The sequence below is a fragment of the Caulifigura coniformis genome (genome assembly GCF_007745175.1).
Lineage (GTDB): Bacteria > Planctomycetota > Planctomycetia > Planctomycetales > Planctomycetaceae > Caulifigura > Caulifigura coniformis.
The window spans coordinates 1,391,112-1,416,363 of sequence record NZ_CP036271.1; the positions used below are offsets into that span (position 1 = coordinate 1,391,112).

The 25,252-nt window shown below is 63.9% G+C and carries 17 protein-coding genes; 9 read left to right on the forward strand and 8 right to left on the reverse strand.

Features of this window, described 5'->3' with window-relative positions; genetic code table 11:
- The first annotated feature begins 74 nt into the window (after nt 1-74).
- Complete coding sequence (locus tag Pan44_RS05560; protein ID WP_145028074.1) at nt 75-2,861, forward strand: DUF1553 domain-containing protein; 2,787 nt, start codon at nt 75-77, stop codon at nt 2,859-2,861.
- Between the two features lie 8 nt (nt 2,862-2,869).
- Here the strand turns inward: Pan44_RS05560 and Pan44_RS05565 are convergent, their stop codons facing one another.
- Nucleotides 2,870-3,223 carry a hypothetical protein gene (locus tag Pan44_RS05565; RefSeq protein ID WP_145028076.1) on the reverse strand — a complete coding sequence of 118 codons (354 nt, stop codon included), beginning with the start codon at nt 3,221-3,223 and terminating at the stop codon, nt 2,870-2,872.
- 2 nt (nt 3,224-3,225) lie between these two features.
- On the opposite strand from Pan44_RS05565, the gene Pan44_RS27255 reads away from it, so the two are divergent.
- From Pan44_RS27255 to Pan44_RS05580, 3 genes are all read left to right on the forward strand, one after another.
- The gene (locus Pan44_RS27255; RefSeq protein WP_197453884.1) at nt 3,226-4,551 is read left to right on the forward strand and encodes a hypothetical protein; all 1,326 of its coding nucleotides are present in this window, start codon (nt 3,226-3,228) and stop codon (nt 4,549-4,551) included.
- Between the two features lie 245 nt (nt 4,552-4,796).
- On the forward strand, nt 4,797-6,029 hold the full coding sequence (locus Pan44_RS05575) for a DegT/DnrJ/EryC1/StrS family aminotransferase (RefSeq protein WP_197453885.1): 1,233 nt from the start codon (nt 4,797-4,799) through the stop codon (nt 6,027-6,029).
- A gap of 32 nt (nt 6,030-6,061) precedes the next feature.
- Nucleotides 6,062-7,921 carry a polysaccharide biosynthesis protein gene (locus Pan44_RS05580; protein ID WP_145028078.1) on the forward strand — a complete coding sequence of 620 codons (1,860 nt, stop codon included), beginning with the start codon at nt 6,062-6,064 and terminating at the stop codon, nt 7,919-7,921.
- A gap of 72 nt (nt 7,922-7,993) precedes the next feature.
- Here the strand turns inward: Pan44_RS05580 and Pan44_RS05585 are convergent, their stop codons facing one another.
- The 3 genes from Pan44_RS05585 to Pan44_RS05595 form a co-directional block, all read right to left on the reverse strand.
- Nucleotides 7,994-8,926, reverse strand: a complete 933-nt coding sequence (locus Pan44_RS05585) for an alpha/beta hydrolase (protein WP_145028080.1) — start codon at nt 8,924-8,926, stop codon at nt 7,994-7,996.
- 82 nt (nt 8,927-9,008) lie between these two features.
- Nucleotides 9,009-9,827 (reverse strand): hypothetical protein, encoded by an 819-nt coding sequence (locus Pan44_RS05590; RefSeq protein ID WP_145028082.1) that lies wholly within the window; start codon nt 9,825-9,827, stop codon nt 9,009-9,011.
- Nucleotides 9,828-9,931: 104 nt separating this feature from the next.
- Entirely contained in the window at nt 9,932-10,948 is a 1,017-nt protein-coding gene (locus tag Pan44_RS05595) for a helix-turn-helix transcriptional regulator (protein ID WP_145028084.1), read from the reverse strand.
- Between the two features lie 150 nt (nt 10,949-11,098).
- On the opposite strand from Pan44_RS05595, the gene mnmA reads away from it, so the two are divergent.
- The 4 genes from mnmA (at nt 11,099) to Pan44_RS28065 (ending at nt 19,307) form a co-directional block, all read left to right on the forward strand.
- Nucleotides 11,099-12,220 carry a tRNA 2-thiouridine(34) synthase MnmA gene (gene mnmA / locus Pan44_RS05600; protein ID WP_145028086.1) on the forward strand — a complete coding sequence of 374 codons (1,122 nt, stop codon included), beginning with the start codon at nt 11,099-11,101 and terminating at the stop codon, nt 12,218-12,220.
- Between the two features lie 441 nt (nt 12,221-12,661).
- Entirely contained in the window at nt 12,662-14,881 is a 2,220-nt protein-coding gene (gene pilM, locus Pan44_RS05605) for a type IV pilus assembly protein PilM (protein WP_145028088.1), read from the forward strand.
- A gap of 61 nt (nt 14,882-14,942) precedes the next feature.
- Nucleotides 14,943-16,865, forward strand: a complete 1,923-nt coding sequence (locus tag Pan44_RS27260; protein ID WP_197453886.1) for a hypothetical protein — start codon at nt 14,943-14,945, stop codon at nt 16,863-16,865.
- 105 nt (nt 16,866-16,970) lie between these two features.
- On the forward strand, nt 16,971-19,307 hold the full coding sequence (locus Pan44_RS28065) for a hypothetical protein (RefSeq protein WP_145028090.1): 2,337 nt from the start codon (nt 16,971-16,973) through the stop codon (nt 19,305-19,307).
- A gap of 71 nt (nt 19,308-19,378) precedes the next feature.
- Here the strand turns inward: Pan44_RS28065 and Pan44_RS05620 are convergent, their stop codons facing one another.
- The 4 genes from Pan44_RS05620 to Pan44_RS05635 form a co-directional block, all read right to left on the reverse strand.
- Nucleotides 19,379-20,146 (reverse strand): hypothetical protein, encoded by a 768-nt coding sequence (locus Pan44_RS05620; protein WP_145028093.1) that lies wholly within the window; start codon nt 20,144-20,146, stop codon nt 19,379-19,381.
- Between the two features lie 148 nt (nt 20,147-20,294).
- The gene (csrA, locus tag Pan44_RS05625; protein ID WP_145028095.1) at nt 20,295-20,495 is read right to left on the reverse strand and encodes a carbon storage regulator CsrA; all 201 of its coding nucleotides are present in this window, start codon (nt 20,493-20,495) and stop codon (nt 20,295-20,297) included.
- 263 nt (nt 20,496-20,758) lie between these two features.
- The gene (locus tag Pan44_RS05630) at nt 20,759-22,450 is read right to left on the reverse strand and encodes a GH3 auxin-responsive promoter family protein (protein WP_145028097.1); all 1,692 of its coding nucleotides are present in this window, start codon (nt 22,448-22,450) and stop codon (nt 20,759-20,761) included.
- Between the two features lie 77 nt (nt 22,451-22,527).
- A complete protein-coding gene (locus tag Pan44_RS05635) occupies nt 22,528-22,791 on the reverse strand; it encodes a small basic protein (RefSeq protein WP_145028099.1) in 264 nt (87 codons plus the stop codon).
- A gap of 383 nt (nt 22,792-23,174) precedes the next feature.
- Here Pan44_RS05635 and Pan44_RS05640 point away from each other — a divergent pair, with 383 nt between their 5' ends.
- The gene (locus Pan44_RS05640) at nt 23,175-25,247 is read left to right on the forward strand and encodes an alpha/beta hydrolase family protein (protein WP_145028101.1); all 2,073 of its coding nucleotides are present in this window, start codon (nt 23,175-23,177) and stop codon (nt 25,245-25,247) included.
- The last annotated feature ends 5 nt before the right edge of the window (nt 25,248-25,252 follow it).

Genomic DNA, 25,252 nt, shown 5'->3' on the forward strand with positions numbered 1-25,252 from the left:
TTTGCCTGCTCCCACCCCATGACAGCCGGCTCCGCCTCGGAGTTCGCCCCGCCCCAACTGACTGGCAACCCTTCATGCGGTTCGCTTCCTACACGTTGTTGCTGTTGATGTCGGGCTCTTTCGGCGGGGCAATCGGATTCTCCGCCGAATCGGTGGCCGCGGATCCCGACCGGGAAAAATCCTTTGAAGCGCACGTCCGCCCGCTGCTGGTCAAACGCTGCGGAAACTGCCACGGACCTGAGAAACAGCAGGGAGATCTCCGCCTCGACCTGAAGCCGTCCGTCCTGGGCGAAAAGCCGGGCGAGGGAGTTGTTGTTCCCGGCAAACCCGACGAAAGCCGACTCCTCGAAGTCATCCGATACACCGCGGGCGAGACGCAGATGCCCCCCGCCGGAAAGCTCCCGGCGGTGGAAATCGACATCCTCACCAACTGGATCAAGGACGGCGCCTATTGGCCCGATCACGGCCCGGCCACCGGGACAAAGACCTCGGCCGGTCTCCCGAAGTCGGCCGACGGCCAGTGGGACTTCGCAGCCATTGCCACATCACATTGGGCGTTCGCCCCTCCCGCAAAGCCGGCCCTTCCCGAAATCAAAGACGCGGGCCGGGTGCAGCGGCCGATGGACCGGTTCGTCATCAAACAGCTCGAGGCGGCTGGCCTGTCGCTTTCGCCCCCCGTCGATCGCCGCACTCTGGCCAAACGGGCCTGGTTCGATCTGGTTGGCGTCCCTCCCACCTATGAGGAAGTCGAAGCGTTTGCGAACGATCCCGCTCCGGACGCGTTCGAAAAACTTGTCGACCACCTGCTCGCATTGCCCCAGTACGGAGAGCGCTGGGGCCGGCACTGGCTGGACGTCGCCCGCTATGCCGACACGAAGGGATACGTGTTCACCGAGAACCGCTTCTACCCCTTCTCATTCACCTACCGCGACTACGTGATCCAGTCGTTCAACAACGACAAACCGTACGACCAATTCATCCTGGAGCAACTCGCAGCCGACCAGTTGGGCAAGCCGGCCGGCGACGAATCGCTCGCCGCACTCGGTTTCCTGACCGTCGGCCGACGCTACCTGAACAACCAGCAGGACATCATTGACGATCGCATCGACGTCGTGAGCCGCGGGCTGCTTGGGCTGTCCGTCAGCTGCGCTCGCTGCCACGATCACAAGTTCGACCCGATTCCGACGGCCGACTACTACTCGCTCTACGGAGTGTTCGCGAGTTGCAGCGAACCCGAAGATCTCCCACTGATCGGCGAGCCGGTTGATTCCCCCGAGTATCAGGCCTACCGCGAGGAATTCGTCAAACGCCAGAAGGCCTGCGACGACTACGAAGCCAGGGTTTACGTCGAACTCAAGGACCATCTGCGGACACGCGCCGGCGACTACATGCAGGCGATCCTGAAGGAGGAAAAGAAACTCCCGGAAGGAGTCTCCCTGTCGTACAAGGATGGCGAACCGGCCGATCGCCTCATTGCCCACTGGAAACAGCACCTCGGACGCGTCAAACAGGACCACCCGGTCCTCGGTCTCTGGAAGCGGCTGGTCGACGCACCGGCTGCGGAGTTCTCCAAACGCCTCGCAACCGAGCTGGCCGAAGCGACGCCTCCTCTCAATCCCCGGGTGAAAACGGCCCTCGCATCAGCACCGCCACAGAACATCGTGGAGCTCGCAAAGGCCTACGGTACGCTCTTCGCCGCCATCGACGCGGAATGGACGGCCGCGACAAAGGATGTCCCGTCCCCCCCCGCCCAGCTGGGCGACGCGGATTCAGAAGACGTCCGACGCGTCCTGTACGGTGAGGCTTCCGTCACCAGTTTCCCGCAGTCGGACACAAAGCGGCTTTTCGGCCGGAACCATCGTGACCACCTCAAGGAACTCGAGAAGAAACTGGCCCAGCTGAATGTCGATTCCCCAGGCGCGCCTCCCCGCGCGATGGTTGTCCAGGATAATCCGTCACCGACGGAGCCGGTCATCTTCGTTCGCGGCAATGCGGGACGCCGCGGCGAGAAGGTTCCCCGGCGGTTTCCCCGCATCCTCAATCACGCGGGCGCCGCTTTCCAGAAAGGAAGCGGCCGGCTGGAACTCGCGAAAGCCATCGTCGACCCGGCCAACCCGCTCACAGCCCGCGTGATGGTGAACCGCGTTTGGATGCTGCACTTCGGAACGCCGCTCGTCGCGTCACCCTCCGATTTCGGCGTCCGGGCCGACGCCCCCACAAATCCCGAACTGCTGGATTACCTTGCCGACTTCTTCGTGAAGAGCGGCTGGTCGATCAAGGAATTGCATCGCGAGATGCTGCTCAGCGCGACCTGGCAGCAACAGAGTCTCGATCGGCCCGACGCCCGGGCAGTCGACTCCGAGAACTCCCTGTACTGGCGAATGAATCGCCGCCGCCGCGAGTTCGAATCACTTCGCGACTCATGGCTGGCCGCTGCCGGAAAGCTCGACCCCAGGATGTTCGGCAGGCCCGTGAACATTGAAACGCAGCCGTACACCGGCCGCCGCACAATCTATGAACTCGTCGACCGCAACAACCTGCCAGGACTGCTGCGCACCTTCGATTTCCCGACTCCGGACTCGTCCAGCGCCCAGCGGCCGCAAACGACAGTCCCGCAACAGGCCCTCTACGGAATGAACTCGCCATTCATTCAGGAACTCGCCGCAGCGCTCGCTGACCGGCCCCGCGCCTCGGACAACCCAGACACACGAGCAACTCAACTCTTCCGATACGCACTCGGCAGGGACCCTCTGCCGGACGAGAGTCGAGCATTGACGGAGGCAGTCAGCGCCGGAGCGTTCGACTGGCCGGAGGCCGCCCAGGTTCTCCTGCTGTCGAACGAATTCGCGTTCGTCGACTAAGCTGCATTTCACACGACGTTGAGATCGAGCATTCCTGCCGACTGACGCACGGGGGAACTGAGCCGGAATTGGAGAGAATCGGCCAGCCCGCCGACGAGGGTTTCCCCGGTTCGTCTGGCGAAGTTGGTTTTCAGCGACTGTTCCGTACGACCGTTCTCCTCGCGCAACTCGACCGACCAGCCTCGAGTGGCGATCGAACGTAAACATCTCTTAACAAGTGACTTAGACACATCAAGACCGTGTTTTCCGGCGAGTTCGATTTTTTGGATCAATCCACTTGCAAACGGTAGAACATCTGCCGTACCTTGCCTAAAGCGGCCAATATCGCGCTCAAATTTTTTGTGGAAGAAGGGGCGGAGCAACTATGAATGGACGGCTCAAACAGGCTGTTGTTGGCCTTTTGGTGGCCTCGAGCGTCAGCGCTGTCGGCGCATCAGTCACCTTGTCACAGCTCCAGGGAGCAGCCCGGATTCGCCGAGCGGTGAAGTCGCAGCCGAAGGCCGCGACTCCCGTGGTCGCCCGGGAGGCCTCGGAAACGGCAATCGCCAATAAGGCCGAGAGCCTGGCCGCGGTGTCGGCCAATCTGACGGAACGGGAAGCCGAACGGCTGACCCGCGTCGCCCGCACTCATCGCGTGCAGCTGAACAACGGTTCGATCACTGGTGCGATTCAGTCGCTCGGTGCCGACGGTGCCGTTCGCAACCTGACCGACGTCCGCGTGTCGTTCTTCCAGAACGGCAGCTCGGTCTCCCAGGTTTCGCCGGGTTCTGACGGTGTGTTCCACGCCACCCTTTCTCCGGGCGTCTACACGCTGGTCGCGTACAGCCCGAGCGGCTACGTCGCTTACGGCATCCAGATCGTCGACCAGACGGCCGAGATCCGCTCCGCAGGCTTCGAAAAGGCCGACTCGCAGCTCAATCTGCAGATCGAAAGCCTCGCCGTTCCGCCGGTTGACTACGCAACGGTTTACCGTCTGGCTCGCAGTCACGTGAAGGGCGCGATTCCTGCTACGGTTCCGACCGGTGCAGCCACCGGCAGCGAAGCACTTCCCGACCTGCCTGTCGAAAACGCCCTCCCCCAGACCAACCTGAAGCACCACACCGTTCGCCTCGAAGCGGATGGAAGCCTGATCGGCCGCCTCAAGCGGATCCACCCGCAGACCGGCGATGTCCTTCGCGTCCACTCGCTGAACGGCTTCCTCGTCCAGGGCGGCTCGGTGGTTCACCAGGCCAGCGTTGCTGAAGACGGTGCCCTGAAGTTCTCCGCGGTCAACCCGGGTGTGTACACCTTCGTGACCGCCGGTAGCGAAGGCTTCTCGGCCTTCTCGGTGGTGGTCGCTCCGGCTCTCGCAACCGCTTCGGCCAACAACATCACCCCGGTTTCGTTCCAGCCCGAGGGCAGCCCGCTGACGGGTACCCCCGGTGCTCCTGGCGATATGGGCCCCGCAACGGATCCCCTCGCTCCGCCTTCGAACGATGATCCCGCTGGCACCTTCGTTGAACCTCCCGGTGGAGCTGGCGGCGGCGGATTCGGCGGCGGTTCGGGCGGTGGATTCGGTGGCGGCGGTGCTGGCGGCGGTGGACTCGGACTCGGCGGCCTGCTTGGCCTCGCTGGCATCGGCATCGGTGCAGCAGCCCTGGCCGACGACGACGACGACAACAACCGGCCCGTTTCCCCGGCTGCTCCGTAACCCGGAACACCAGGCGATTCACACAGAAAGGCCCCGCTCACCGCGGGGCCTTTTTTTGTTCACATCCGTTCCTTTGAGACCTGGGGCAAACAGCCGCAGCCCCGTCCCGCTTTCTCCCGCTCGCACCCCTCTTGACCCTTTCTCCACAACCAACATAGAGTCCCGCGCTTCCCGATTCGCTACGGCATGGAAGCCGTGAGAATCGAACGACGACCTCAATCGATCAGCAAGGATGCTCGGTCGCTGTGACGCGCTCATCGGACGATCGCTGTCTCCCCGTGCCCCAGGCGCAGGCCCTGTCGTTTCCCGGCTGGCCTGAGTTTGATGAGCAGCAACGGGCCGCTGTGAACGACGTGCTGATGAGCGGCCGCGTCAACTACTGGACTGGTGACGAGGTCCGCGCGTTCGAATCCGAATACGCCGCTTCACTCGAAGTCCCCCACGCAATTGCCGTCAGCAACGGAACGGTCGCGCTCGAAGTCGCCTTGCGAGCCCTCAGGATTCGCAGCGGCCACGAAGTCATCGTCCCCAGCAGAACGTTCCTCGCAACGGCCAGCAGCGTCGCCCTCCTCGGAGCGACCCCCGTCTTCGCCGATGTCGACAAGGCCAGCGGAAACGTCACGGCGTCGACCATCGAGCCGCTGATCACTCCCAGGACCCGCGCAATCATCGTGGTCCATGTCGCCGGCTGGCCGTGCGAGATGGATGCCATTGCCGACCTCGCGCGGCGTCGCCGGCTCCCGCTCATTGAAGACTGCGCCCAGGCCCATGGGGCGCTCTACCGCGGCCGGCCCGTCGGAACTCTCGGCGACATCGGCTGCTTTTCGTTCTGCCAGGACAAAATCCTGACGACCGGCGGTGAAGGAGGCCTGATCGTCACCGCGCGTGACGACATCTGGAAACACGCCTGGAGCCTCAAGGACCACGGCAAGAGCTGGGACGCGGTTCACAATCGCAAGCATTCAACGCTCTTCAAATGGCTCCACGAGATCGTCGGCACGAACGGCCGCCTCACGGAGATGCAGGCAGCCATCGGACGGATTCAGCTTCGCCGTCTGCCCGAATGGGTCGCCGCGCGCCGCAGGAACGCCGAGATCCTTGATCGACGCCTCGCCGACCTTCCCGGGCTGCGGCTCGTCGAGATCCCCGAGCATCTGCACCACAGCTACTACAAGTACTACGCCTTCATCGAGCCGACGGAACTCCCCGCGGATTGCACGCGCGATCACATTGCAGCGGCCATCCAGAAGCGCGGCGTCCCCTGTGGACCAGGCAGCTGCGGAGAGATCTATCGTGAGCTGGCGATGAAACCCTTCATGCCGAAGCATCGCCGCCTTGTCGCCCAGAGACTCGGCGAAACCAGCCTCATGTTTCAGGTCCATCCCACGCTGGACGTGATGCACATGGAGTTGATGGCGGCCCACATCCGCGATGTCTTCGAACAACTGACCACTCAGTCCGCGCCGTGCGCGGCTTAACACTCGGCCAGGTTATGGAAAAGGACGCCTGAATGCCGAATCGCCTCGCCATCATCCTGCCGGTCTACCTCCTGTTGTATTCACTGTCTTACGCCCTCGCGTTCGCAGTGCGTTTCGATTTCGACGTCCCTCGCGAGTTCGTTACCGTCGCCTGGACGACGCTTCCCTTCGTGCTGGCGATCAAGTTCGGGTTCTGCCTGCTCTTTCGCGAGTGGAAGGGAACCTATCGCTACGTCACGGTCACCGATCTTGCCGCGCTCGGCGCAGTGGCCCTGTGCAGCGCACTGGGCATCCTGCTGATTGACGGCCTGATCCTGTCCGGCGTGCAGATCCCCCGCGCCGTCGTCTGTGCCGATCTCGCCCTCAGCCTGCTGGCGGTCGGCGTCCTCCGAACTTCCTACAGGGCCTACATCGAACTCGTCCGCCCCCGCGTGATCAAACGCAAGAAGCAGCGGGCCCTGATCTACGGAGTGCAGCCGGCCTCCCTGGCCATCCTGAGGATGCTCCAGGCGACCCAGCCCATCGAAAACAAGTACCGGATGAAGGGCTTCATCGATCCGGGGCTCGAAACTCAGAAATCCTGGATTGGCGGCCTGCCGGTGTTTCCCGCGGCCACCGACTGGAAACAGCTTCGCCGGGAAACCAAGGCCCGGCATCTGCTGATCCCGGGGGGAACTCCCGGGCGCATCGTCCGCGACCTGCTTCATCAGTGCGCCCAGAACGGCATTCGCGCGCATGTCATTCCGATGGTGGATGACATGATTCATGGCCGCTTCACGCTCGGCGTCCGCGACGTCACCGTAAACGACCTCCTCCGCCGCGAACCCAACCAGCTCGACCTCGGCGCGATCCAGGATTACATCACCGGACGCCGGGTCATCGTCACCGGCGGAGCGGGAAGCATCGGCAGCGAACTCTGCCGGCAGATCTGGGAATTCGGCCCGGAATCGCTCATCGTTTTCGACCAGTCCGAATTCGGCGTCTTCACGCTCGAACGGGAATTCGCCAGTCAGTACGGCCCGCAGACCGGCGTCCGCTTCATCGTCGCCGATGTGAACGACGAAGCGACCCTCGATCGCCTCTTCGGAGAAGAACGCCCCCAGGTCGTGTTCCACGCCGCGGCGTACAAGCATGTCCCGCTGATGGAGGACAATCCCCAGTCGGCAATCGTCAACAACATCTTCGGCACCAAGACGGTCGCCGCCGCGGCAGATCGCTGGAATGTCGAACGCTTCGTCCTCATCTCTACCGACAAGGCCGTGCGGCCTTCGAGCGTCATGGGGGCGACGAAACTGCTGGCCGAGCGTTTCGTCCAGGCGCTGGCGCGAAATTCCGAAACGCGGTTCATGATCGTCCGTTTCGGAAACGTCCTCAATTCGCTCGGCTCCGTGGTTCCCACGTTCCGCAAGCAGATCGAGTCCGGCGGTCCGATCACTGTGACGCACCCCGACATGAAGCGGTTCTTCATGACGATCCCGGAAGCCGTCCAGCTCGTGATCCAGGCGGGCGCGATCGGTCCGTCAGGGCATGTCATGATCCTCGATATGGGCGAGCCCGTCCGGATTGTCGATCTCGCCAAGGATCTGATCCTGCTGTCCGGGCTGCGCTGTCCCGACGACATTGAAATCGTGTTCTCCGGCATCCGGCCTGGCGAGAAACTCGAGGAAGAGCTTTTCTACCCTGCCGAAGCCGGCGCCCGCCCCATCCACGACAAGATCTTCTGCGGCGCCGCGCCGGAGAACGTCACCATGCTGCGGATGCTCAAGGAACTCAACGACCTCGAGCAGGCGATCGCCGGACCTTCCACCCGCGCACGTGCCGCGCTCGTACGCCTGGCAGAAGGACACGCGGACCGCACGTCGCTCGACCAGGAAGTCGTCCGGGCCGCTTGAGTCGGACCTCAAGCGCGGGGATTCGTCCGTGGTTCATGGAAACCGGGCATCACCTGGATTCAGTGCGATCTGCTACTTCGCTTTGTCGCTGATTGCGACGGGACCTTGTTCGATCCCGACATCCTGCCCGTGCAGATGGCGATCGAAGAACACGTTGATGGTCTCCCGCAACTGGTGGGAACTGAACACGTGGTTCCCCTCCTCGCCCGTGAGCAAGGTGCTGGAAACACCGACGGCGTCGAGCGCCTTGTCGAACGCGACCGCCTGCGCATATGGGACAAGCGGGTCTTTGGTCCCGTGGATGTGCAGGAACGGCGGATCGTCGCTCGACACATGCAGTTCCGGGGACGCGGCCTTCGCGGCCTCCTGTCGCTCACTCACCTTTCCGTCAAACAGCTTCATTACCGGCCCCGGCCGCTCGCCGCTGATCACGCTCCCCTGGCTCTCGAACGTCAGGAAATTGGCCGGACCACAGAAATTCGCAACGCACCGGAAGCGGACGGGCGACGTCGCAGGTTCGCCGATCTCCCCTTCCAGTTCAGCATTGCCAATGGTTGTTCCCAGCAGGCTCACCAGGTGTCCTCCAGCCGAAATCCCGAAGAGCGCGATCCGCTCGACATCAATGCCGTATTCAGCGCCGTGTCTGTGAATCCAGCGCAAGGCCGCCTTGCAGTCGTGAGCCTGTGAAGGCCAGTGCGCCTCATTCGTCAGGCGATATCCCACGGACGCCCCTGCGACACGGCCGCTCTTCAGGAAGGCACTCAGGACGTCGGCCGCATCTTTGCTCCCCCCTTCCCAGCCTCCCCCGTGGATATAAACGACGACGGGAAGCAACTCGGCCGGCTTCTCGACAGGCACGTACAAGTTCAAACGCTGGCGGGGATTCTCGTTCCCGGCATAAGTGAGGTCGTTGACCGCCTTGAATCCGTCCGGAAGGGCGGGCGGCGCCGCATGGGCCGCACTGCACACGGCGACAGACAGGATGACCGCAACAGAGCGAAGCATGGGGATCCTTTGCGACGAAGATGTCTTGTCGTGGGAAAAGCCAGAACCTCACTTGGCCGAAACGTTCACTTGGCCCGGACCTTCACTTGGCATTGAGCAATTCGGCCGACACGCGCCCAGCTGCGACAGCTTCGTCGAGCATCTGCTTGCGTTCGGCCGTCCGCTTGAGAGCATTCACAGCGAGTCGGACGTTCCGGGCATCAAGACCCGGGAGAGCCGCAATCAGCGCTTCGGCAGCCCGCACGTCGTCCATGTCGCCGCAGGCGCTGACAGCTCCCATCTGCAGTTCCGCATGAGTTCCTCGGGACAGGTAGTTGCGCAGCTTCGCCCCGCAGTTGTCCCAACCGAGAAATGCAATCATCCGCAGGGCGTCGTATCGCGTTCCGCGTGTCACTGATTCATCATCCGCAAGCCCGGCGGACTTCTGAATGGCCCACTTCCAGCGACGACGCAGGGCCTCGTCGCTTCCGATGATCTGTTCGATCCGCGGACCAGGCCAGGCGCCGGCCAGGGTGATGCCATTGATCACTCCACCGCCGATGACGACCGCCTGCCAATCGCGAAGGCGCTCCCCGTCCTGCGGCAGCGAAGCTTCCATCAACGCCTTCAGCTGGGCGGCGTCGTTGCGTTTTCCCGCCGCCACTGCGACGCGCCAGATCCAGGGAATCCTCCGGTACTCTTCCGCCGGGTCGTTCCCGATTCCTTTCGCCATTTCCGCGACGATCGCACCGGCGCGATCGGGATTGGCCTCGATCACCGCATTCCGGACGTCGGCCGACCGGGCGTCATCGAGCAGTTCCGCCGCGGTCGTCGCAACCGGACGGCGGTCGGCGGCCACCGCAAAAGCCAACATCACCAGGGGGATTGCAGACACCCCGAGGCCGAAACCAAATCGCCGCATCAGATCAGACCTGTCAAAGGTTCGCGGAACGAAACGTTGACTTCCGATTGTGGCGACGGTCCAGCCGCGACGCCACTCGTGGCGTGGCTTCCGCCATGTGCCATTCAGCGGGCGCGTTTCCGCGTTCGATGCGCGGCCCCGTCGTCCATGCGATAGATCGATGCCATGCCCCGCACGTGCTGCGCAACCAGCTGCCGGAGTTCGCGAGGCTTGATCACTTCGGCCTGGTCGCCGTATCCGAGAATCCACCAGGCGATTTCCCTGATCCCCTCCACGGTCACGCAGAAATCGACAGTTCCATCCCCCCGGTGCACGATTCTCTGCGTGGGATGCCACGTCACTTCGGCGACGTTCGTAGCCACACGGGGCTGAAAACGGACGACGATATCGGCGCGCTGTTCAGGCTCGCGGATCATATGCCATGCGTTGCCAAGGTACCGGGCGACAGAGAACCGCGGCGGTGGCTTGAACGAATCGTCCGTGAGTGTCGATTCGAGAATTCGCCCGACGTGAAACGTCCGGATCGAGCGGTACAGCGATGACCGCCCGATGGCGTACCACGACCGTCGCGAGAAGAACATCGCATACGGGCTGAGCAGCAGCCCGATTTCACGCCCGTCATACAGGCTGTTGTAGCGCAGCCGCACCTTCCGCTTCTCAGCAACACTCTGCTGAAGCAGTTCAAAATGCGGACGTGCCCGGTCCAGCTTGTGCCTGCGTTCCATCCGGACGTGAACCGCAGAGGCGACGTCGCCAAGGTACGACTTGAGCTGTCCTGCAATGTTGCTGAGAAACTTGAGCGACGCACTGCGGGCCGCCTCCTGAAACGGAATCCCCTTGTCCCGGTCCCCTAGCTCCTGCGTCAGGATGATCAGTGCCAGCGCTTCCTGGAGCGTCAGGTCGGTCGGCGGAAGAAACGAGGCGGCCGGCATGAAATAACCCCGACGCTCGTCGTCGTAGAGAACCGGCACCCCCGACTGCTGAAGCACCTTCAGGTCACGGAAAATGGTCCGATGGCTGACGTTGCAGAAGTCGGCCAGTTCCGGGGCGTTGTACAGACGTCCCGACTGCAGTCGCTCCACGAGCGTCAGAATCCGCCGGATCTTGTCTGTGGAGCCCATGGGAAAACCGCGAATGAAGAATTCACCCGAATGATGCCGTAGCCCAACCTGCAATCATGCCCCGATTCCCCCGACGGAGTATGATGGGCCGCACGACGGCTGTACACATGCCGTTCCAGTCAGGTTGGACTTCAGAATCGAAGAGCGAAGATGGCGCGGGTGGTGCTGGCAATGAGCGGCGGGGTCGACAGTTCGGCGGCCGCATACCTCTTGCGCGAACAGGGGCACGACGTGATCGGCCTGTTCATGCGTTCCGGCGAAGCCGCCGAAACCGTCTGCTCAACCGACCTCCTGCCGGTCGTCTCGATCAAGCCCCACCACCAGGGGTGCTGCAGCGCCTCGGACGCCGCCGACGCGCGCCGCGTCGCGGATCGACTCGATATCCCGTTTCACGCCCTGAATTTCCGCGACGAGTTCACGCGCATCAAGGACTACTTCGCCGATGAATACGCGGCGGGACGGACGCCGAACCCGTGCGCGATGTGCAACATCTGGCTGAAGTTCGGAAAGCTGTGGGATTTCGCCAGGCAGGTCGGGGCCGATTTCATCGCGACAGGTCACTACGCCCGGGTCGATGGCGGTGACGATCCGACCGGCCCGCCAACGCCTCCCTCGCTCAACGCCCGCCTGCTGCGCGGTCGCGACGAAGGAAAGGACCAGTCGTACGTTCTGTTCGGCATCCGCCGCGAGATCCTGGGCCGCGTGCTGTTCCCCGTCGGAGATCGAACGAAGCCCGAGATTCGGGAACTCGCCCGGCTGGCCGGAATCCAGACGGCCGACAAGCCCGACAGCCAGGAGATCTGCTTCATCCCGGACAACGACTACGCGGGATTCCTCGGCCGCTACCGCGAGCCGGTCGAGACCGCGGGCGAGATCGTGGATACCACCGGCCGGGTCCTCGGACAGCACGCCGGCTATGAGCGATACACCATCGGGCAGCGGCGCGGACTGGGGCTGGCGTTCGGCGAACCGCGATTCGTCGTCAAGATCGACCCTGAGTTGAAGCAGGTGGTCATCGGCACGCGGGAGGAACTCGGACGGAGTGCGCTCACCGCCAACCGGCTCAACTGGCTCGTCGACCCGCCCGCCGGCGACCTGCGGTGCACGGCGCAGATCCGTTACCAGCAGCAGGCAGCGTCGGCGACTGCCCGGCTTCTGGATCAGGATCGGCTCGAAGTCGAGTTTGATGATCCACAATACGGCGTCGCCCCGGGCCAGGCCGTCGTGCTGTTTGACGGCGACGTTGTTCTCGGAGGCGGCTGGATCGCCTGATACCCGGTCGCGGCCAACATTCGACCCGTCGCGCGAAAATTGGAACTTGTCAGCCTCGAGGAGCGTCGAAGGATGGGATGACGGTGAGTTCGACCACGCAGGTCTTGCGGGTCATGACGCCGCCAGGGGAGCCCGAAGGGCCTGCACTCCCGCTGCCGTGGATATTGGTTCCGCGGATCGCGCGAGCCGCTCGCCCGCCGGATTCCGAAGTCCTTCCTGCCGTTTCCTTTTCAGTTGACGCTGTTCAAAGTGCCAAGTTAGCCTTTGGTTAGATCATTTCGAGTACCCGGCCCGGTTCCTTCACCGATGCGTTCGACACAGGCCGGTCCGCTTCAGATTTCCTCAGATTTCCGCATTGTCCCGCTGGCTGTCCGCGACCGGTTCGCGGCCGGCGACGACGACTCTGCAGTTGTTCTCCGTTGGTGGAATTGAGGTTGTGGCATGGCACAGAAACGCGCTGCCTGGGGCATCGATATCGGCCAGTCGTCGTTCAAGGCGATCAAGCTGCAGTACTCGGAGGCCACCGACCAGGTTGTCGCGGCGGCCTTTGACTACATCCAGTATCCCAAGATCCTGAGTCAGCCCGACGCGATCCCCGAAGAGATCGTCGCCGACGCCATGAAGACGTTCCTCTCGAGGAACGAAGTCGCCGATGACCTGATCGCCATCTCCGTTCCCGGCCACTCCTCGCTCGCACGCTTCATCCAGCTCCCGCCGGTCGAATCGAGCCGCCTCGCCGAGATCGTCAAATACGAAGCCCGCCAGCAGATCCCCTTCGCCCTCGAAGAAGTCATCTGGGACTTCCAGCCCCTCGGCAGCGGCGTCGAAGAAAGCGGATACCTGCTCGACGCCGAGGTCGGCCTGTTCGCCATGAAGCGCGACCAGGTCAACAACGCGATGCGGCCGTTCATCAACAACAAGCTCGAGATCGAGCTCGTTCAGACCGCCCCGCTCGCTCTCTACAACGTCCTCAGCTTCGACGAACTCGGCATCAAGCGAGGCGAAGCCGTCCATCCGCGGGACGAATACACCATCGTTCTCGACATGGGGTGCGACAACACCACCCTGATGATCTCGAACGGTCCCAAGATCTGGATCCGGAACATCCCCGTCGGTGGCAACCACTTCACCCGGGCCCTGACCAAGGAAATGAAGCTCAGCTTCGCCAAGGCCGAGCACCTGAAGTGCAACGCCACGAAGTCCCCCGATCCGCGGGCCGTCTTCCAGGCGCTCCGGCCGGTCTTCAACGACTACGTCTCCGAAATCCAGCGGTCGATCGGATTCTTCTCGAGCGTCAACCGCCAGGCCAAGGTCAACAAGGTCGTCGGCCTCGGCAACGGCTTCAAGCTGGCCGGCCTCCAGAAATTCCTGCAGCAGAACCTGCAGTACGAAGTCGAAAAACCGGACGGCTTCAAGTCGCTCGCGGGCGACTCCGTCGTCAACTCGGCCCTCTTCGTCGACAACGTCCTGAGCTTCGCCGTTCCGTATGGATTGGCGCTGCAGGCGCTCGAAGTCACCCGCATCCGGACGACGCTCCTCCCGCCGGAGATCGCCACGGCCCGCATGGTCCGTCGCAAGAAGCCCTGGGCCGTGCTCACGGCCGCGGGCGTGCTGGTCGGCGCCTCGGTCGCCATGGTCGGAAACAGCCTGTCCTACGGCGTCGTGAACAGCCCCTACTTCACCGAGGCGGAAGGAAAAGCCAAAACGTTCGGCGATACGGTCAGCTCCGCGGTCACGGCCTATGACGGAGAGAAGGGAACGTTCGCCGGAGCGAAGAAGACCATCGAAGAGCTCGTCGTCGGCCGACGCAGCATGGACTGGATGGAACTCTTCAACGCGATCAACGACTGCCTCCCCTACGACGACAATCCGGCCGCCAAGCCGATCCCGTTGCGCGACGTCGTCTCGGTCACCCATGTCTCCTGCAAGAAGGAACCGGACGTCAGCACGTGGTTTACCAAAGCCACCGGTCCGGGAATGGAGACGCCGCGGCAGACCATGCTGCCGGCGGATCTCGCGGCTCCTCCTTCAGGCACCGGCTTCGTCGTGACGGTGCATGGAATGCACTGGCATCACGATCCGAACGATCCTCTCGGAAAAGACGTGCTCTACCTCCGGCGGACGTTCCTGGCCAACCTCCAGAAAGCGATGCTCGAGCGTTCCGGCTTCACGCGTGACGTGGGCCGCATGGGCATCTCGCACGCGACGGTTGTCGCATTCGAAGAGCAGCGTGAACTCGTTCCCAAGCCGGGCGTCAAGAAGATCACCCGCCAGGGCCGGATCGACCTCAGCACGGCTGCCCCGCAGGGCGCCGCCCCCGGTGCCGTGAACCCCGGCTTCGGCGGAACAGCAATGCCGGAAGGGGACGCCTATGCCGGACAGCCGGGCGATGCAATGGGCGCCGAAATGCCCTTCGGCGGAGCTGCAGGCTCGATCGCCGGACAACTCTCCGGCGGCACTCCCGGAGCCATCCCGCTGCAGCCCGGGCAGGAAGTCCCCCCCGAGTACAACGAGGATGAGTACGACCTGCTGCACAAAACCGTCTTCCAGATTCAGTTCATCTACCGGCCGATCCCCAAAGGGCCCGAGCGCGACAAGCCTCGCGAAGAAGCCCCCGCGAGCGATGCAGCCAGCGAAGTCGATTCCGGCGAAGCGGTGTAGTCCAGTTTGAGAAGCGGCAGTTTTCCAAGCGTCAGTACAGCTTTCGTGACCCAGGTGACTTATGGACAAGCTCCAGCCCATCATTAAGCAGCGATTCTGGATCCTGCTGGGGCTCTGCCTGATTCTGGCGCTGTTCGGCTTCTTCAAAACCCAGTCGGCCATCGTCGCGGCGACGACCACCCGCGAGGAGGCCCTCAAGGCCACTCTGGCGGCCATCCCGACGGGGAACGAAGCGAACACCACCTATGTCGAGCACCTGAAGAAGATCAACGAAGACTACAAGGGCAAGATCGACACCACGGTCGATCAGTTGTTCGCCGACCAGCAGGCGCGGATGACCTGGCCCGACCAGATCGCGAAAGAGATTCCGAAAGATCCCAAGGGCGTGCCGCTTTATCGGGACAAGGAAAAGGTCCTCAGCCCGGTCGCCACACGCACCTATGCGACGATCTATAAGCAGCTGATTGAAGAACTCTGGAAGAAGGCGGAACCGGTTGTCGAAATCGCCCCCCCGCCAACCGCCAACGTCGGCGGACTCCCCGCGCAGGGGCGGAACAACGAACTCCTCCGCGGCATCAACAGCGGCCAGTTCCGGCCGCGAGGAACCGCCAAGACCCGCAAATTCCTGACCGGCCAGACCATTCTCTACGATCAGCCCGGCTATCCGAAGCGAACCTGGCCGCAGAAGGTCTATATCGATCGCCAGGCCGTGCCCCAGAAGGTGCTGCCCCAGTTCCCGTCCCCCGAACAGGTGTGGGACTGCCAGGAAGACATCTGGTTCACCGAGTTGATCTTCGAAGCAGTTCGCAAGGCGAATAAGGATGCGGAAGACGTCCTCGCCTCCCCCGTGCGCCTGATCAGCCGCATCGAACTCCGCGGCGGCGCGGGTGCTGAGGCCGCCGCCGGCGGCGGCATGGAGGGAATGGAAGGCGACATGGGCATGGAAATGGGCATGGACGCCGGAATGGGAGGTGACCCGGGCATGGGGGCCGACATGGGCATGGGCGCGATGATGGCCGGCGCCGCTGGAGTCCTCACCCCGCCGCTCACCGAGTTCGACGCCAATGAAGTTTTCGGCCCCGATGTGGCCGCCATGGCCGGCGGCTCCATGGATGGAGGAATGGGTGATGAAATGGGCGGCGACGCTTCCGCCATGGGAATGGATATGGGGATGGGAATGGGCATGATGGGCCCTCCCCCGACCCTTCGCTGGGTCGCCCTGGCAGACGGAGCAAAGTTCCGCGAGCGCGGCTTCTACCTCAGCGTCATCATCAACCAGCAGCGGATTCCCGACTTCCTCGTCTACCTGTGCGAAAGCGCCTGGCCGACGAAAGTTCTGCGGTTCCAGATGGGCCCGAACCCGTACCGCAAGGATATCCCTGCAGCGGGTGGCATGGGTGGCATGGGTGGCATGGGATATGACCCCTACGGCGGCGGCGCGATGGGCGAAAGCATGCCGATGGGAGGAGGCAACTTCGGAATGGCCAGCAACTACGGCGTGGGGGGGGAAGCTGGGATGGGGATGGGCATGGGAATGGGAGGCCTCGGCAGCGCGGCCAACCGTTACCCGGGAGGCCCTCCGCAGTTCGCCTTCACCAACCGCGACCCCTTCAGCGGCTCCCTGAACGCCCCCGATCTCGTTCAGCTCGATATCGCCGGGATCATCACCTTCTACGTTTCCTCGGAAGCGGCCGCCGAAACGACGGCCGATGCCGCGGTCGATACTCCCTCCGCACCCGGCGGCGAAGAAGAACTCCTGAAGGAAGCAGCCAACGAAGCCGCCGCCAAGCAGGATCCCGCAGCGACACCGGCAGACGGAACCGCTCCGGCGCCGGCAGCAACTCCTGCAGCCGCGGGGACTGAGGCGACGCCCGGTGCAACACCTCCCGCAACCGAGGCGCCCCCTGCGACGCCCGATGCGGCGGCCCCGCCGTCAGCGGAACCTCCGGCAGCAACGCCGCCCCCGGCGGCGCCCGAGAACTGATTTCAGCAGCCGCCAACCCGGTCAACGGTTGGTGCGAAGCGGGATACCACGAAGCCGAACCACGACGACAAGTCACCTGCGTAGCGGACGACCAAGGAGAGTGCGATGGGCAAAATCAAGAAGCTCTTGATCAATCATGGCGAAAAGATCGGCATGGCGGTCGTGGCGCTCATCGTCCTGGCGGGTCTCGCCGGCACCGATTGGGTCCCCTACGACGGCACCCCCGGCGCGATCACCCAGAAGGTGAGCGAAGCCGAAGCCAAATGGGTCCCCGCGCAATGGCCGGAAGAAGAAGCGACCCAGTTCACCATCAAACCCGAAGATGAACCGAAGGCCATTGTCGCCGCGCATATCGGCAACGCGATGCCGCTTTCTGAGTTCATGCTCACCCAGAAGTTCGCCCGCAGTCCCTACGAGCAGACGGCGCCTCTCAAGAATCCCGAATGGATGAAGCTCGAGGCGCCGATCGCCAATGGCGGCCGCGTTCTGCTCGCCGTCGTGGACGAGGAATACCAGAAGGAAATGGAACTCTTCCAGCAGGGGCTCGGCCCCGATGGCAAGCCCCTTCCGACCGGAACGCTTCCCGGCGGCAGGAACCCGATGGATGACAACATCCCGGATGAATTCCGGCAGCGCCCCACGCAGGCGCTCGGCGGCATCGGGGCCGAAGGTGTGACGCCCGGAATGGCCCCGGGAATGGTGCCAGGCGCTGAAGGCCTGACGCCCGGAGGCCCCGCGGGACGAGGCCGCAGAGGACGCGGAGCAGCCGCGACCCCCGAAGCCATGCCTGGCGACCCGTATGCCGCCGGCATGATGGAAGGAATGGGAATGCCCGGCGCGGCTGGCGGCGGACTGCCGGCTGGTCAGACCGGACGCGGATTCCACTACATCTCGGTCCGCGCCGTGTTTCCGCTCCGTGAGCAGATCTACAAGGTTGCCGAGGCCACGAACGTCCAGCCGCAGCAGGGTGGCATCAACCTCGAAATCCTCGACTACCAGATCGAACGCCAGACGAAACAGGAAAGCGGCGATCCGTGGGGCGGCCCCTGGGAGCCGGTGGATATCAACACCTCGGCCGACGTGCTGACGAAGATGTCCGTCGGACTTGAGCCCGACGTCGTCTACACCTCGCTCACCGACCCGGCGATGACCATGCCTCTTCCGGCACGCGTCTCCGGACAGTGGATGAAAGACGTCACGCATCCCCGCATCGAGAAATTCACGCTCACCCCAGAGCAGATCCAGCAGGAAGTCCGCTTCCAGCAGGAGGCCCTTCGCAGGCTCGAAGAGCTCAAGAAAGAGCTGCCCCCACCGCCGGCCCAGAAGGCCGGTTGGTCGAACCTCGTCATCAGCGGAAGCCAGCTGACCGGCGCCGTCATGGGCGGAGGCGCCTACGGCGGTGGACTCGGTGGAATGGGCGGTTACGCGATGCCCGAAATGTCGATGGGCGGAGGAATGGGGGCGGAAATGGGCGGCATGTCGCCCTATGGCGCCGGCGGCGGAACCATCGGAGCTCCCGGAACCGGCAAGCCCGCTCCGAAGGTCAAGTCGATCGAAGAACTGCTGAACATGAAAGACAAGGACCTCGCCAAGGAACTTGCCGACTATGTCGACAAGGTGGTCACCGCAGCCGGCGAACTCCTCCTGTTCCGCTATATCGATTTCAGCGTCGAGCCCGGCAAGACGTACCGCTACCGGGCACGGCTGGTCTTCAGGAATCCGAACTTCGGCCGCAGCGCCGAGGCCGCCGGTGGCGACACCACCGTGGTCACGGGCGAAACGCGCACCTCCGACTGGTGCGAACCCACCACGCCGGAAATGGTGCAGAAGGACCAGCAGACGTTCGTCACGGATGTCCGCTCGGCGCCCGGTACGGCCTACCCCACTCCCCAGCTCAACGTGTTCCAGTGGGATGCGAAGCTCGGTTCGCTGCAGCAGGCAGTCCTGAACGTCAAGCTCGGCCAGACGATCAGCGGCAAGGCGCGCATCGACGTGCTCGACCCGGCGAAGGCCAGCTTTGAAACAAAGGAATACGCGTTCCAGTCGACCGACTATGTCGTCGATGCCCAGCCCGATGTTCAGCTGGAAGCCTCTGCCCATCCGGACGTGAAGGCGGTCGGCGGAAGTCGCGGCGATCTGATGCTGCCCGAGCAGGTGCTCGTAGCGCTGTCAGAAGGCGGCGTCTCGATCCTGGATCCCTCCGTCTCCCGTGCCGCAGAGCAGGCCTCGAAACGCAATCTGGAACTCCAGAACGAGTACTGGAAGAACCTGAAGGAATCGCAGAATGCGGCCACCGACCCGCTCGCCGCCGGTAGCGCCGAAGCAGGCGTGGCTGGTGAAATGATGTACGAGGGGGGATACGGAATGAGTGGACGCGGCCTCAGCCCGCTCTCCAGCCGGAACAAGAAGAACCGTCGCCCGGCCATCCCGATGGGGCCCTGATTTCCGCCCCCCACCAGACGAGATCAGGCCGCTCCGGCTTTCCCCGGAGCGGCCTTTTTTATGGCCCCTACTCACCGCTTTTTGGGAGTGCTCGGCCGGGCCGGCAACTCGTGGCTCGCGCGGAGAATTTGCGATTGCGATTGCAGCTTCTTCTCGAAGGCCAGGGTGGATTCGGTCGCGGGCATCAGGGGACGCAGGACGTCGCGATGCCGGGCCACCGCGGCCACGCTCTCGGCGGAGATGCTCTCCAGGATCCGCAGGAATTCGCGGTAGGCGACGGCTTCCTTCAGCATCGCCGAGAGGAGATCGGCCCGCGCATTGCGAACTGATGGCGACAGCCGCGGATTGCGGTCGAGGCCGTCAAACTCGCTGCAGAGCGATGCAATCGTACGATCGGCCTGTTCGCCGAACGCTGCAAGATCGACATTCGGATCGACCGATTCTCGAACGACGGCCGCGGACAGTCGGACGAGCAGCGACGCGAATTCTTCCGGGGCGACGCCACAATCGCTGAGCGCGCTGCGCACGCCCGTGTCGCGTTTCCAGAACCGGGCCTGTGTCTGCGGGCTGGAGGACGAGCGGAACTCCGCCTGCCAGCGGTCCACCAGGCTCTGGGCCCCCGTGGCGAAAGACAGGTCGAGTTCCGAGGCCGGTTGAAACGCCGGCGGTTTCTGGCCGGGAAGCCGACTGACGATCTCGAGAAACACGCGCACGTCGTGTTCGGTCAGATGCCCGTCGGTGGTCAGCGTCACGCTCTTGGGCACGGCCGGCTCAGGCGGCCTCCCGCAACCGGCGAGAATGCCGAGCATGGCGGTGAGAAATCCGCGTCGTTGGAGCATGGCGCCGTCCCTGGCCTCAGAATTCGTGGGCCGGACAGTAGGCCTCTCGTTTCGAGAGGTCAACGCGGGATCTCCCCGCCGCTCCCCGACTCGCCAACCCGGCCTCTGCAGCGGCCGGGTGTCGACGCGGGGGGAGCGTCGACCAGCCTCAGCGAACGGCGACTTCGACGGTCTGCCGCAGCGATCCTTCCCGCTTGATCGCTTCGTACACTTCCTGGCGGTGGACCGGCACATGCGTCGGGGCCTGGATCCCGAGACGCACCTTATCCCCGCGGATGTCGACGATCGTGATCACGATATCGTCGCCAATCATGATGCTTTCATCGCGGTGACGTGACAGAACGAGCATGGCTGAATCTCCTGTTGCCGGGCCGGCGGGAACACCGCGGCTTCGGTCCCTCGAATTGCTGGGTGAATGACGACACTACGGCCCGCAGTCGCCGGCCCCGTCGGGCTCTGGCCCGCTCGCTGACCGCCGGTTCCCGGCGTCTCGCGTTCGAGGCGACTGCTGGACACTAAGAGAATCGGCCAGTTGAGAGTCTGGCCACTTTGCGTCAACAGCGAAGACTGCAAAAACAGGCAAGGCAGCGTGAAGTCTGCCGGTTGTCCGGCCTATGCCGCTCGCGAAGGGTCGCCGGCCCCCATCAACGAGAGAAGTCGATCCTTGAACGCCATGTCCGGCGCCAGGCAGGGATGCTTGTACTGCTCGAGGCTCCCCGATGGCCTCGACTGCCTCTCCCGCACGAGCGCAGCCCACGTTCCAGGCCGCACGTCGACGACGCGAATCGCCAGCAGGCGGCCGGTTCGGCGCTTCTCGTCGTACTCGCAGTTGACCTCTGCGAGATTCCGGTCGACAGATTCTCCCAGTCGCGTGGTCAGGTCCTCAGGGACCTCACCCGCTTCGACGAGCAGCTGGTAGCCCGGCGGGTCCCCCCAGACGGGAGTCAGCGTGAAGGCCGTCAGCCGCAGGCCCAGCGTCGTACACGCCCCCGTGACGGCCGAAACCGTCTGACTCTCGGTGATCTTCTCCCCGGTCAGGTTCGAAATGTGAGCCCCCTTGTGGAGGAACTCGATCAACGGCGTCGTTCCTTCAACGCCGTTCACCCGCACAACGTCGCGGATGTCGTACCGGTAGAGGCCGCACGAGGTCGTCAGCAGGATGAAGTAGTTCCGGCCGACCTCGAGTTCATGGGCCAGCAGCACTGTGGGCTGGGTGGAATCGATTTCCTCTTCGGGAATGAACTCGAAGAAGTGACTCGTCACGTCGAGCGGCGCGGAGCGGGTTTCGTCCCCCAGCGTGAGCGACATGCGGGCTTCGCTGGCGGAGAGGCCGTGATCGCGGATCGTGACGCCGGGAAACTGCTCGCGAAGACGCGGGAGATAGGCGGCCGCGCTGCCTGCGGTCCAGACGGCGAGAACCTGCATATCAGGCCAGGCGGCGTGCAGGGTCAGTCGCCCGTTCTTCGACGCGGCGGCCTCGAGTGCCCTGGCCCGTGCGGGATCTTTTCGCAGCCTCAGGGTGCGGAGGATCTCCGGGGGAATCGGGGATGGAGAGGTCAGCGTGCCGTCCGCAATGTCGCGGATCAGCGATGCCTGGTGTTTCGCGGTCAACTCACCAAGCTGGATCAGCGTGCTCGGATTGGCCGTCATGGCCATGCCGACGATGGGGTCGGCCAGGGCAAAGCGGAGGGTGGCGTAGTACTTCGCGTCCGGGTCCGCGATCCGCACGACGCCCCGCGGGACCGAGTACATCGACTGCACAATCGGGTTCTGAATGTGCTGGACGAACCCGGTGATGTTGCCGCAGGGGGTGCCGGCCTCGGTGCGGCTTTTGTCGAAGTTGCTGGCAAGCTGCAGGATGTGCAGCCAGTGCATCCGCGGATAGTTCTGGTAGATGTCGATCCCCCAGGCCTGCCAGCCCCTGCGGTAATCCGCGAGGTACTGGCGGGTGATGGGGATGTATTTGGGCTCGGCCGTCGTCCCGCTGCTCATCGCGAACATGAGCGGCTTCTGCCCCGGGCCGAGCAGGGCGCTGAACTCGCCCCGCTTCATGCGCTCGACGTAAGGCCGGGCCCGCTCGTAGTCGGAAATGCCGATCCGCCGCCGGAACTCGGCGACGGTCGAAACGCCATCCAGCCCATGATCGCGTGAGAAGGCGCTCCCTGCATGCAGCCGGAGCAGCCTGGCGAGCGTCTGTTCCTGGCAGGCGCGGCAATCCTGAAGCGCTGCGAGAAAAGCGGCACGATTGCGCCGCGCTTTCGCACGAACGGGCGTCCCGAGCGCGTAGCGCAATCGCTGCAGCATGCTCGCCCTCCCTGCCCGAGGTCGCGCACAGATCGCGACCGGCGTCCTCCTGACGGCAGCGTGACCGCTCAGGCCACTTACTTCTTCGCGGCGGCCTTGGCAGCCGGAGCCGCCTTGGCTCCCTTGCCCTTGGCGCCCGCGTCGCCTTCTTCTTCGGTCTTCTTCTTCTTTTTCTTGCCGATCGCCGACTTCACGACGCGGATCTTCGGCAGGCCGAATGCGCTTTCGGTCCCGGCCCAACGGTCTTCGGCCTTCAAGAATGCGATGCGTTCCTCGCGCTTCAGAACATTGCGCGACCGAGCGAGACGTCCCTTGCCACGAAGACTGCTATCAATACTCACGAAATCACCTGTACCGCCTGGAACCCGAATCGAAGCGAGGCAGTGTACATCTCAGACCCGCCGGACGCAAACGCGGATTGTTGGCCGCCTTCGGCCGTTCATCCAGCCGGAAATCCACCGAAATCCACCGGGAAACGGGCATGATTCCCCGGCCGTCCCGGCGGAAGCCGCCAGTCCCCGCCCGGGATCGGCCGCTCCGGGGGTCCGGCCGGCGGAATTCGGGCATCTGACGGATTGGTGGTGATGGCGTCCATGGCTCCTCCATCATCACGGCCGGGGTTGCGCGCGGGCTCGGTCGGTCAGAGCCTCTGGCGTGCATCGGTGGAGCCCCCTGTTTATTGTCATTGTCCCACCGAGTTCTCCGCGAACGAAGAGGTCCCGCCATGCTGCTTCGAGTCGTCGTCGCCTGCTGCCTGTTGAGTCCCTCCCTTTCACAGGCCGCCGAAAAGCCGTTCGACTCGTCGAACGGCGACGCCCTGGTCGCCGAATATTTCCGGCTCGAAACAGGCCGGCTGACCCGGGAGACGGCCGACCACGTCCCCGACCTGGTCGATCCGAAGGTCCGCCAGGAACGACGCCGGCAGCTGAGGGACATGCTCGGCATTGATCCGCTCCCCGAGAAGACGCCGCTGAATGCCGTCGTCACCGGGACCATCAATCACCCGGAGTTCACGGTCGAGAAGCTCCACTTCCAGTCGTCACCCGGCCTGTATGTCACGGCCAACCTGTACATCCCCAGGAACCTGAAGGGGAAAGCTCCGACAGTCCTGTATGTCTGCGGACACTCGGTGCAGAAGAAAAATGACATCAGTTTCGGAAACAAGGCCGGCTACCAGCATCATGGTGGATGGTTCGCCCGGAACGGATTCGTCTGCCTCACCTTCGACACCCTGCAGCTCGGGGAAATCCCGGGCATTCATCATGGCACCTTCCGTGAAAACCGCTGGTGGTGGCTCCCCCGCGGATATACGCCAGCCGGTGTCGAGGCCTGGAACTGCATCCGGGCGCTCGACTACCTGGAAACGCGGCCGGAAGTCGACGCACAGAAAATCGGCGTCACCGGCCGCTCCGGCGGCGGCGCCTACAGCTGGTGGATCGCGGGGATCGACGACCGCATCCAGGCAGCGGTTCCGGTGGCCGGAATCACCTCCCTGCAGAACCACGTGGTCGATGGCGTGATTACCGGGCACTGCGACTGCATGTTCCAGTGCAACACCTACCGCTGGGACTACTCCATGATTCCCGGCCTGTTCGCCCCGAAGCCCCTGCTGATTTCGAACACGGACAAGGACCGGATCTTCCCGGTCGACGGCGTGTTCGACGTCTACATGAAAACGCGGGGCGTCTATGCCGCCCTCAAGGCCGAGAAGAACCTCGGGCTGCAGATCACCGAAGGGCCGCACAAAGACACCCAGGAACTGCACATCCACGCCTTCGTCTGGATGAACCGATTCCTGAAAGGCGAGGAAACGCCGATCGAGGATGTGGCGGTGAAGTTCTTCCAGCCGGAGGAACTGCGGGTCTTCGACCAGCTTCCTAAAGACGAAATCAACACCCGGATCGATGAAGTCTTCGTTCCGCTGGCCGCGACGCCAGCGGTCCCGGCCGGAAAAGAGGAGTGGACCAGCCTCGCCAGCCGGCTTCGCGAAGGGCTGGACGACAAGGTCTTTCGCGGCTGGCCCGACCATGAGCCGACCGCAGCCGAACTCGAGGTGAAGCTCGTTTCGGAGTCAACGCGCAACGGCATGCGGATCGAGAAGTACGAGTTCACGAGCCAGCTCCCGTACCGCCTGCCGCTGTGGGTGGTCAGCCACGGCGAACAGAAAGGCCCCGCAACCGTCATCCCGGTCGACGACCAGGGCTGGCCGGCACTACAGGCGTGGCTGGGTGAAATGTTTCCCGTCCTCGGAATGATGGGCAGCGGAACCGCCAACGCGGCACTCGCACAGCGGTGGAAAGGACTGCTCGAAGCGCCTGGCTCGACGCTGGTGTTCAGCGCGCCGCGGGGAATCGGTCCAACCGAGTGGACGCGCACTCCGCTTCCCCGGGCCCACCTCCGTCGCCGGTTCGCCCTGCTCGGCCAGACCGACGATGGAATGCGGACATGGGACGTTCGCTGCGCCCTCAAGGCCGCCCGCTCGTTGGGCGGCCTGCAGGGACGCCCGGTGCGGCTCCTCGGGACCGGGGACGCCTCGGTCTGGACGCTCTACGCCTCGCTGTATGAGCCGCCGACTGAGGGAGTCACGCTGGCGGGGCTTCCCTCGACTCATGCCGAAGGGCCGACGCTGCTGAACGTCCTGCGAGTGCTGGATGTCCCCGTCGCCGTTGCCCTGGCGGGCGGACACGCGCCCGTCGTCGTCGAAACGGGGGATCGCACACAGAAATCGGTCACCGACTTCGCCACGCAGACGGCGGCTCGTGTGCAAGGGAACGTGATCCGGATCGAAGCGAAGTAACGCGA

What these genes read in the sequence shown, in the direction of transcription:
- Pan44_RS05560 (WP_145028074.1), top strand. Translation starts at nt 75, where the DNA reads ATGCGGTTCGCTTCCTACACGTTGTTGCTGTTGATGTCGGGCTCTTTC.
- Pan44_RS27255 (WP_197453884.1), top strand. Translation starts at nt 3,226, where the DNA reads ATGAATGGACGGCTCAAACAGGCTGTTGTTGGCCTTTTGGTGGCCTCG.
- Pan44_RS05580 (WP_145028078.1), top strand. Translation starts at nt 6,062, where the DNA reads ATGCCGAATCGCCTCGCCATCATCCTGCCGGTCTACCTCCTGTTGTAT.
- Pan44_RS05585 (WP_145028080.1), bottom strand. Translation starts at nt 8,926, where the DNA reads ATGCTTCGCTCTGTTGCGGTCATCCTGTCTGTCGCCGTGTGCAGTGCG.
- Pan44_RS05590 (WP_145028082.1), bottom strand. Translation starts at nt 9,827, where the DNA reads ATGCGGCGATTTGGTTTCGGCCTCGGGGTGTCTGCAATCCCCCTGGTG.
- Pan44_RS05595 (WP_145028084.1), bottom strand. Translation starts at nt 10,948, where the DNA reads ATGGGCTCCACAGACAAGATCCGGCGGATTCTGACGCTCGTGGAGCGA.
- mnmA (WP_145028086.1), top strand. Translation starts at nt 11,099, where the DNA reads ATGGCGCGGGTGGTGCTGGCAATGAGCGGCGGGGTCGACAGTTCGGCG.
- pilM (WP_145028088.1), top strand. Translation starts at nt 12,662, where the DNA reads ATGGCACAGAAACGCGCTGCCTGGGGCATCGATATCGGCCAGTCGTCG.
- Pan44_RS27260 (WP_197453886.1), top strand. Translation starts at nt 14,943, where the DNA reads ATGGACAAGCTCCAGCCCATCATTAAGCAGCGATTCTGGATCCTGCTG.
- Pan44_RS28065 (WP_145028090.1), top strand. Translation starts at nt 16,971, where the DNA reads ATGGGCAAAATCAAGAAGCTCTTGATCAATCATGGCGAAAAGATCGGC.
- Pan44_RS05620 (WP_145028093.1), bottom strand. Translation starts at nt 20,146, where the DNA reads ATGCTCCAACGACGCGGATTTCTCACCGCCATGCTCGGCATTCTCGCC.
- csrA (WP_145028095.1), bottom strand. Translation starts at nt 20,495, where the DNA reads ATGCTCGTTCTGTCACGTCACCGCGATGAAAGCATCATGATTGGCGAC.
- Pan44_RS05630 (WP_145028097.1), bottom strand. Translation starts at nt 22,450, where the DNA reads ATGCTGCAGCGATTGCGCTACGCGCTCGGGACGCCCGTTCGTGCGAAA.
- Pan44_RS05640 (WP_145028101.1), top strand. Translation starts at nt 23,175, where the DNA reads ATGCTGCTTCGAGTCGTCGTCGCCTGCTGCCTGTTGAGTCCCTCCCTT.